Annotated in this window: 10 protein-coding genes; all 10 read right to left on the reverse strand. The window is 35.6% G+C overall.

Annotation, left to right across the window (positions count from 1 at the left end; genetic code table 11):
* Positions 1 to 2: 2 nt before the first annotated feature.
* Positions 3 to 857, reverse strand: a complete 855-nt coding sequence (folD, locus tag EUBIFOR_RS02675) for a bifunctional methylenetetrahydrofolate dehydrogenase/methenyltetrahydrofolate cyclohydrolase FolD (protein ID WP_003864369.1) — start codon at positions 855 to 857, stop codon at positions 3 to 5.
* Positions 857 to 1,306: a D-aminoacyl-tRNA deacylase gene (dtd, locus tag EUBIFOR_RS02680; protein ID WP_003864370.1), complete on the reverse strand. Its 450-nt coding sequence runs from the start codon at positions 1,304 to 1,306 to the stop codon at positions 857 to 859. Before dtd ends, folD begins: the two co-directional genes overlap by 1 nt.
* Positions 1,303 to 1,788, reverse strand: a complete 486-nt coding sequence (ispF, locus tag EUBIFOR_RS02685; RefSeq protein ID WP_003864371.1) for a 2-C-methyl-D-erythritol 2,4-cyclodiphosphate synthase — start codon at positions 1,786 to 1,788, stop codon at positions 1,303 to 1,305. The genes dtd and ispF overlap by 4 nt, the downstream gene beginning before the upstream one ends.
* Complete coding sequence (locus tag EUBIFOR_RS02690; RefSeq protein WP_003864372.1) at positions 1,781 to 2,296, reverse strand: nitroreductase; 516 nt, start codon at positions 2,294 to 2,296, stop codon at positions 1,781 to 1,783. The genes ispF and EUBIFOR_RS02690 overlap by 8 nt, the downstream gene beginning before the upstream one ends.
* 87 nt (positions 2,297 to 2,383) lie before the next feature.
* The gene (locus EUBIFOR_RS02695; protein WP_003864373.1) at positions 2,384 to 3,433 is read right to left on the reverse strand and encodes an NlpC/P60 family protein; all 1,050 of its coding nucleotides are present in this window, start codon (positions 3,431 to 3,433) and stop codon (positions 2,384 to 2,386) included.
* Positions 3,434 to 3,567: 134 nt separating this feature from the next.
* Positions 3,568 to 4,314 carry a triose-phosphate isomerase gene (gene tpiA, locus EUBIFOR_RS13220; RefSeq protein ID WP_003864374.1) on the reverse strand — a complete coding sequence of 249 codons (747 nt, stop codon included), beginning with the start codon at positions 4,312 to 4,314 and terminating at the stop codon, positions 3,568 to 3,570.
* 18 nt (positions 4,315 to 4,332) lie between these two features.
* Positions 4,333 to 5,517 carry a phosphoglycerate kinase gene (locus EUBIFOR_RS13225; protein ID WP_040466096.1) on the reverse strand — a complete coding sequence of 395 codons (1,185 nt, stop codon included), beginning with the start codon at positions 5,515 to 5,517 and terminating at the stop codon, positions 4,333 to 4,335.
* Between the two features lie 107 nt (positions 5,518 to 5,624).
* Positions 5,625 to 6,098 (reverse strand): 23S rRNA (pseudouridine(1915)-N(3))-methyltransferase RlmH, encoded by a 474-nt coding sequence (locus tag EUBIFOR_RS02710; protein WP_003864376.1) that lies wholly within the window; start codon positions 6,096 to 6,098, stop codon positions 5,625 to 5,627.
* A complete protein-coding gene (locus EUBIFOR_RS02715) occupies positions 6,095 to 6,805 on the reverse strand; it encodes an AAA family ATPase (RefSeq protein ID WP_003864377.1) in 711 nt (236 codons plus the stop codon). The genes EUBIFOR_RS02710 and EUBIFOR_RS02715 overlap by 4 nt, the downstream gene beginning before the upstream one ends.
* A 106-nt stretch (positions 6,806 to 6,911) precedes the next feature.
* The coding region (locus EUBIFOR_RS02720) for an ABC transporter permease (RefSeq protein WP_003864378.1) at positions 6,912 to 8,254 on the reverse strand (1,343 nt) is incomplete at its 5' end.

The following is an 8,254-nucleotide window of genomic DNA, read 5'->3' on the forward strand; positions in this document are numbered from 1 at the left end:
AATTATTCTCCCTGCATATGCATTTTATATGCATCTAGCGTATTCGATAATAACATACAAACCGTCATTGGACCAACACCTTTTGGCACAGGACTTACATAACTTGCTTTTTTCGCAACCGATTCGAAGTCACAATCCCCAACAAGTTTTCCATTGACACGATTGATTCCCACATCAATCACGACAGCTCCTTCTTTTACCCAATTTTCATTGACCATTTGACTAACACCCATCGCAACAATCAAAACATCCGCTTGTGAAGCAATCTGTTCAATATTTGGTGTTTTCGAATGTACAATTGTAACTGTCGCATTGCGATTTTGAAGCAATAATGCGACGGGTTTTCCAACTAAATTACTTCTTCCACAAACAACAGCACGTTTTCCCGATAAATCTTTATATCCAATCGAATCTAACATAGCCATCACCCCTTGTGGAGTACATGGAATAAAGCCTGGACGATTTGTCAATAAACACCCGGCATTCATAGGGTGTAATCCATCCACATCTTTTTGTGGATCAATCAATTCTAATGCGGCCGTTTCATCTAAATGTTCTGGTAGTGGCATCTGTACTAAAATACCATCCACTTCCGGATCTAGATTTAGCTCCATAATCACATTACTCAATTCTTCTTGCGATACATTTTCATCTAAGCGAATCGTTTTTTGAAGCATTCCTATTGAAGAACAAGCCTTTTCTTTACCACGAACATAAGACATACTTGCCGGATTATTTCCTACAAGAACTACACTTAATAAAGGTAATCTTTTATTTTGGGCACGAATGTCATCAATCTTTTGTTTCATTGAAGACTTAATACTTTCTGCCAATATATTTCCATATATAATTTCCATTAAAATAACTCCTTCGAATCCAATACAATTGTAACTGGACCATCATTCAACAATTCAATCTTCATATCGGCTCCAAAAATCCCCTTTTCTACATGCATACCTTGATCTTGTAACTTCTGATTAAATTGATCATATAATACTGTAGCTACATCGGGCTTTCCTGCATTTGTAAAACTTGGGCGATTCCCCTTTTTACAATCCGCATATAAAGTAAATTGTGAAATAGATAGAATACTACCATTTACATCTTGAATCGATTTATTCATCTTCCCATTTTCATCTTCAAAAATACGTAAAAATAAAATTTTATGAATCATTTTATCAATGATTTCTTCAGTATCCTCATTATTAAAACCTACAAAAATACAATAGCCATGATCAATTTGTCCTGTCACTTGCCCTTCAACTGTACATTTTGCGTTTTTTGCCCTTTGAATTACAACTCTCATCTTTTTTTCTCCAATATACAAACACTTAAACTCACTATGCCCTCTTCATTTCCTACAAAGCCTAGCTTTTCTCCACGCGTAGCCTTAATGGAAATGTCTTCCATATCACAATGTAAAACAGCTGCAATATTTTTTCGCATAGCCATAATGTGTGGTGCCATTTTCGGTCTTTCTGCCAAGATTGTCGCATCCACATTTCCAATCTGGTAACCCATTTCATTCATCATTTCATAGATATGAGCCAATAAATCTAAACTATTCGCGCCTTTATATTTAGGATCCGTATCCGGAAAATGCTTTCCTAAATCTCCTAATGCAAGGGCTCCTAAAATACTTTCACCTACCGCATGTACTAAAACATCGGCATCTGAATGTCCTAACAAACCTTTTGAATGTTCGATTTCTACACCGCCTAGAATGAGTTTTCTACCCTCTTGAAGTTGATGAATATCTACAGCTTGTCCAATACGTATATTATGCATAAATCACCTTAGAAGTTCTTTCAGCACGCTTGTCAAGCGTATTTGCACGATAACCTAAAATACAATGGCCAATTCCTTCATAAGATTCTGGTAAGCCCCATTTTTTCTTTAATTCTTTACCAAAATCCGTTTCAAAAACTTCTTTAGCACGATGGATCCAACATGAATCGACACCTAAGGCATTAGCAGCGTTCATTAGATTTCCCATAGCTAAGGCTCCATCATATAAATATGTCGGTGCATTTGAATCCGCAAATACAATGATCATACTTTTAGCTCCATAGAAAGGATCCGATGATGAATTCATAACTTCTGCATTCATTTTAGATAACACATTAACTAACTCTTCATCTTCGACAACCACAAAAGCATAGATTTGACGATTCATTCCACTAGGCGCACATTGACCTGCATAAACAATTTTTTCAATTAAGTCATGACTGACCTTTTTATCATTATATTTTCGAACACTTCTTCTCTCTAAAAGATTTTTATATGCTTCATTCATAAATAATAGCCTCCAAAACTACATCATATTATACAATACAAAAGAATTAAAAAAAAGCCTGGCAAATTGCCAAGCTTAAAAATTCAATTATCTTACTACACGAATATATTGTGGATTACCCATACCATTTTGGTATGCACTAGCTATTACAGTTTTACCATTATAGTTTCCGTGTACAGCTTGTCCATTTCCAATATATACGGCGATGTGGTCAACGCCACGTCCACCATTGTTGTAGTAAATCAAGTCACCAGCTTGAGGACTATCTGTATAATATCCATATACACCTTGATATTGATCAGGCCATAATTGATATGCATCACTTACACCCGCATTAGCTAATGCTTGTTGTACAACTTGTGTACACCATAATCCATCCGTTACACCGACTAAACCTTGGGCTGATGAAGAAATACGATCACCTAAGCTAGAAGCTGTTTGTTCTGGTGCTGGTGTTACAGTTTCTTCTGGAGCAGGAGCAGGAGTCTGTTCTGGAGCTGCAGGAGCTTCTGGAGCAGGTGTTGGATTTTGCTCTGGTGTTTGTTCTGGAGCTGCAGGAGCTTCCGGGGCAGGTGTTGGATTTTGCTCTGGAGTTTGTTCTGGAGCTGCAGGAGCCTCTGGAGCAGGTGTTGGATTTTGCTCTGGAGTTTGTTCTGGAGCTGCAGGAGCCTCTGGAGCAGGTGTTGGATTTTGCTCTGGAGTTTGTTCTGGAGCTACAGGAGCTTCTGGAGTTTCAGTAGTATCTGTTGTTGTATCTGTAGTTGTTTCTGTTTTAACTTCTTCAGTTTGAACAGGTGTTTCATCTACAACTGCTTTTTCTTCAGTTTCTTGTTTTACAGCTTCTTGACTAGCTGTTGTTACTGTTTCTTTCACTTCCCCCGTAATGTTACTTGAAACACTTGCTGTAGTGGCATTTTCAGTTTTTGAAGAGTTTACTGTACCATCTTCTGAGAAATAGTAAGATTTTCCTTCAATTTCTTGCCATCCTTTAGCTACAGTTTTATCTTCGTTTACGTAACGATCGCCATGCCATCCTGGTTCTTCCTTGGCTGCAACCACTGTTGCGACAACAGGGAAAGCAGATGCTACACAAAGAATTGCTGCGACTTTTTTACCATTATTTTCTACAAAGTTCATTTTATTCTACCCCCTATTTAAAATAGTTCATGATTAGTTTACCACGAAACCACCTCACAAACAACCCTTAAATTTATTTTTGGTTAGAAACAGCTAAAAATAAAAGGCCTCAAAGAGGCCTATATAATCATCAATTATTTTGTTTTTTCAATGATTTCTGTGAAGCTATCTTCTTTCAAACTAGCACCACCAATTAATGCACCATCGATATCTGGTTGAGCCATATATTCAACGATGTTATTAGGTTTAACACTTCCACCATATTGGATACGTACTTTTTCAGCAGCTTCTTCACCATACATAACCTTAACTTGGTCACGTACGATTTTACAGCAGTTTTCAGCAATTTCAACTGAAGCAGATTTTCCAGTTCCGATAGCCCAGATTGGTTCGTAAGCAATTACCATTTCACCAACACATTTTGGACATAAGTCAGCTAAAGAACCAGCTAATTCTTCACGAATTACTTTTTCTGAGTTTCCAGCATCATAATCAGCTTCTGTTTCACCAACACATAAGATTGGAGTGATTCCAGCTTTGATCAAACGTTTTGCTTTTTTGTTAACTGTTTCATCTGTATCGCCGAACATTTCACGACGTTCTGAGTGACCGATAATGCAGTATTTAACTCCCATTTCTTCTAACATAGGAACACTAACTTCACCAGTGAAAGCTCCACTATCTTCAAAGTGGCAGTTTTCAGCAGCTACAACTAAGTTTTTAGCGTGATCCAATGCAGTTCTTAAATCAGTAAATGGACATCCAATTCCATAAGTAGCATTTTCGCTAGCAGCAACACCATCAACAGCTTCGAAGAAAGCTTTTGTTTCAGCGTTGTTTTTATTCATTTTCCAGTTTCCAACGATAATAGGTTTTCTCATTTTAAGTACATCTCCTTATTACTTTTCGCTGATAATAGCGATACCAGGTAATGTTTTACCTTCCATATATTCCAAACTAGCTCCACCACCAGTTGAAACGTGAGAGAATTTGTCTGCATATCCTAATTGTTTTGCAGCAGCAGCAGAATCTCCACCACCAATTACTGTAATAGCTTCTGGTAATTCAGAAATTGCTTTACATACTTCTTCAGTACCTTTAGCAAATTTAGGCATTTCGAATACACCCATAGGTCCATTCCATACTACAGTTTTAGCACCAGCTAAAGTTTCTTTGAACAATTCAACAGATTTAGGACCAATATCTAATCCCATCCATCCATCAGGAATTTGTCCAGCATCAGCAACACTAGTGTTAGCTTCTTCACTAAATGCATCAGCGATTACGTTATCTACAGGAAGAACTAATTTGTCTCCAGCTTTTTCTAAATATTCTTTTGCTAAATCTAATTTGTCATCTTCAACCAATGAAGTACCGATTGAACCACCAACAGCTTTAGAGAATGTATAAGCCATTCCACCACCGATGATAACTTTATCAGCTTTTTTCAATAAGTTGTCAACAACATCGATCTTACTAGATACTTTAGATCCACCAATGATAGCTACGAATGGATGAGCTGGTTCATCAACAGCTTTTCCTAACATTGTAACTTCTTTTTCTACTAAGAATCCTAATCCATTTTCTTTAATATTTGTAGGGATACCTACAGTAGAAGCGTGAGCACGGTGAACAGATCCGAATGCATCTTCAACGAATACTTCACCTAAGCTAGCCCAATATGCACCTAATTCAGGATCGTTTTTGCTTTCGCCTTTTTCGTAACGAGTATTTTGCATTAATACGATTTCTCCATCAGCTAATGCATTTACAGCGTTTTCTAATTCTTCACCACGAGTTACTGGGCAGAAAGTTACTTTTACATCTGGTAACAATTCTTGTAAACGTACAGCTACGCATTCCAAGTTGTTTTTAGCTTTGTCTTCTTCAGTCTTAACTTTTCCTAAGTGAGACATCAAAATAACTTTAGCTTTGTTTTCTACTAAATATTTAATTGTAGGTAAAGCCATTACGATACGGTTATCATCAGTGATAACACCATCTTTTCTTGGCACGTTAAAATCACAACGTACGATGACCTTTTTTCCAGCTACATCAAGGTCTTTAACAGTTCTCTTTGTCATGTATATTCCTCCTACTGTCATTTTTTTGCACATCCATTATATCACTACATAAATTGATTGACTAGTTTTTCACAAGTAAAATATTTCACAAAAAGCGCTTACATCATCTACTTGTGGTAATTACGACCATTATTGATCATAAAACCACGATAAATCTGCTCCAACATCAAAACTCGCGTCATCAAATGTGTAAAAGTTAGATCCGATAATTTCCAACGATAATTCGCTCTAGAAACTAATTTTTCACTCGGTCCTAGACTTCCCGCAATCACAAAAACAATATTTGAATGCTTCATTTGCCAAGTATCCAAATTTTTCGCAAACGTCTCAGAATCAATCATTTTGCCATGAAGATCAAGCAATACTACAAAATCTTGATCTGATAATTTTTCTAGAACACGATTTCCCTCTTTTTCTTTCACCAATAAAACCTCGGCTTCTCTAGAAACATGCTCATTTGCCTCATCCTTGACTTCGATTTCACTAAACTTACAAAAAGCCGACAATCGCTTCATATATTCTTTCTCTAAAGACTGTAACGCCTTATCTTTATTCTTTCCAATCGCAATTAATTTAATCACAATATCCCTCCTTCATTATTCTCTTGAATATCTTTCACAAAATAATCATACCGATCCAAAAACAATTTCATTGTTTGATAGCTAGACGTCGATTTATAATCTACTTCTTCTACCTTACCATCATCAAACGATAAGATTTGAGCATTGGGAAAGCCCAATAATATCGGTGAGTGTGTCGCAATGATAAACTGACAATTTTGTTTCACACATTCCTCAATCAAATAGAGTAAGGCCAATTGATTCTGACAAGATAAAGCTGCTTCAGGTTCATCTAGAAAGTATAATCCATTTTTATTTGTTTGTTTCATCAATACAGAAAAGAAACTCTGACCATGCGATTGATCATGGTATCTTTCAGAAAAAATTCCTCCATATTCCATTTCCTTTGTCGCCACATTATAGAAGCTTTCTGCACGCAAGAAATACATCCAATCCGGTTTTCTATTACGCCACAAACGCATATGTTTATGTAAACTAGAATACGAATCATACGTAGAAAAATCATAATTTCTTGTTCCACCCTCTGGATTCAATCCATTTTTAATCGCAAGAGCCTCTAATAAAGTAGACTTACCACTTCCATTTTCCCCACAAAAGAAAGTCACTGGCTTACTAAAAGTTAATTGATCAATACTTCGAATACTTTGAATATCGGCCACATAATCATCAATTTCATCCCATAAGATGTCAAATCCATTAATAAACATATATATCACCTAAAAAAATAGTACTCTAATCGAGTACTAAATTCCATGATGATTTACATAATAAATATAGATACATAACCCAATCAAAAGAAATCCTAATATCCAATTAAACATTTCTTTTCACGATTCCATAATAGATTTTTGAAGTTAATACATAAATCACAATGTAGACTAGCGCAAAGGCCACAAAACAGAATATTGTCGTACGAATATAAAGCCATGAATCACTCACAAATAATAAATGAAGTAGCTTTTCAATCATTGGATACGCAAAACAAACATGAAGCCCTGCCACAAGTAATGGCATAAAGAATACCGTTAATACCTGTGAATGAATAGCCTTCTTTACATCTTGTTGTTCAAGACCTACTTTTTGCATGATCTCAAAACGATCCTTATCTTCATAGCCTTCTGTAATTTGTTTATAGTACATAATCAGAATGGTTGCCATGATGAATAAAAAGCTTAAGAAGATTCCAATAAATAAGATGCCTGCATATAATTCAATCAAACCTTGTTTCTGATCCAATTTACTTAACCAAATAAAATCATTTATATTCTCATTCTGACCTAACTTTTTAATAACTTCACGCTCATTCGCATCACAATCAAACGAATAATAAGCACGTATTGCACTCGCATTATCGCCATACACATGTATCTGATCTTGTTGCATCTTCTCTAAAGTCTTTTCTGAATTCACAATAATATAATAATGTTCTGTCACATTAGGATTACTCTCATCCATCTTCAAATGATCCAATTGTTTTTTTACAACATATTCTTTTCCAAATAAAGACAAAGTCTTTTTCTTAATCGTCTCTGCATTAGAATACACATAGATTTCATTTGGTTTTAAAGACCCCTTAATATTTTCATAGTCCTGAATATCTTTTAGTGGAAAACAATAAAATTCTTGTACTTCATTTACCGCATTCATCCCCTCATTCCGATAATCCGTAATCAAAGTTCCATTCTTTAAATATCCAGCATAATCCAATCTCTTATACGCAAGAAGATTCTTTGGAACAATGCCCATACGAATCAATTCTTCATTCATTTCATCAAAATCAATATTGGAAGCATCCCCATATCCATTTCCCATTACACTTCGAGGATATTGTGAATCCACAACACGATCAATACTTGACCACATACTTAGTGTTGTAGACAACATGACTAAGACCATCGTTGAAAGAATACAGATATTAGCTAGTCCTACGGCATTTTGTTTCATACGATACATCATGCCAGAAACACTAATAAAGTGATTCGTCTTATAGTAGTAATTCTTATTTTTTTTCATTAATTTTAAGAAAGTCACTGATATAGATGTAAACAATAAATACGTTCCAATAATGACAAGTACAACAGCCACAAAGAAAAAATAGAATGCCGTTAAAGGATTTTTAGTCGTAATTGACAAATAGTATCCAATACCTAGACAAA

Source organism: Holdemanella biformis DSM 3989, from assembly GCF_000156655.1.
In the GTDB taxonomy this organism is placed as follows: Bacteria; Bacillota_I; Bacilli_A; order Erysipelotrichales; family Erysipelotrichaceae; genus Holdemanella; species Holdemanella biformis.

Excerpts from the sequence above, each read along its gene's own strand:
- folD (WP_003864369.1), bottom strand. The coding sequence starts at position 857 with ATGGAAATTATATATGGAAATATATTGGCAGAAAGTATTAAGTCTTCA.
- dtd (WP_003864370.1), bottom strand. The coding sequence starts at position 1,306 with ATGAGAGTTGTAATTCAAAGGGCAAAAAACGCAAAATGTACAGTTGAA.
- ispF (WP_003864371.1), bottom strand. The coding sequence starts at position 1,788 with ATGCATAATATACGTATTGGACAAGCTGTAGATATTCATCAACTTCAA.
- EUBIFOR_RS02690 (WP_003864372.1), bottom strand. The coding sequence starts at position 2,296 with ATGAATGAAGCATATAAAAATCTTTTAGAGAGAAGAAGTGTTCGAAAA.
- EUBIFOR_RS02695 (WP_003864373.1), bottom strand. The coding sequence starts at position 3,433 with ATGAACTTTGTAGAAAATAATGGTAAAAAAGTCGCAGCAATTCTTTGT.
- tpiA (WP_003864374.1), bottom strand. The coding sequence starts at position 4,314 with ATGAGAAAACCTATTATCGTTGGAAACTGGAAAATGAATAAAAACAAC.
- EUBIFOR_RS13225 (WP_040466096.1), bottom strand. The coding sequence starts at position 5,517 with ATGACAAAGAGAACTGTTAAAGACCTTGATGTAGCTGGAAAAAAGGTC.
- EUBIFOR_RS02715 (WP_003864377.1), bottom strand. The coding sequence starts at position 6,805 with ATGTTTATTAATGGATTTGACATCTTATGGGATGAAATTGATGATTAT.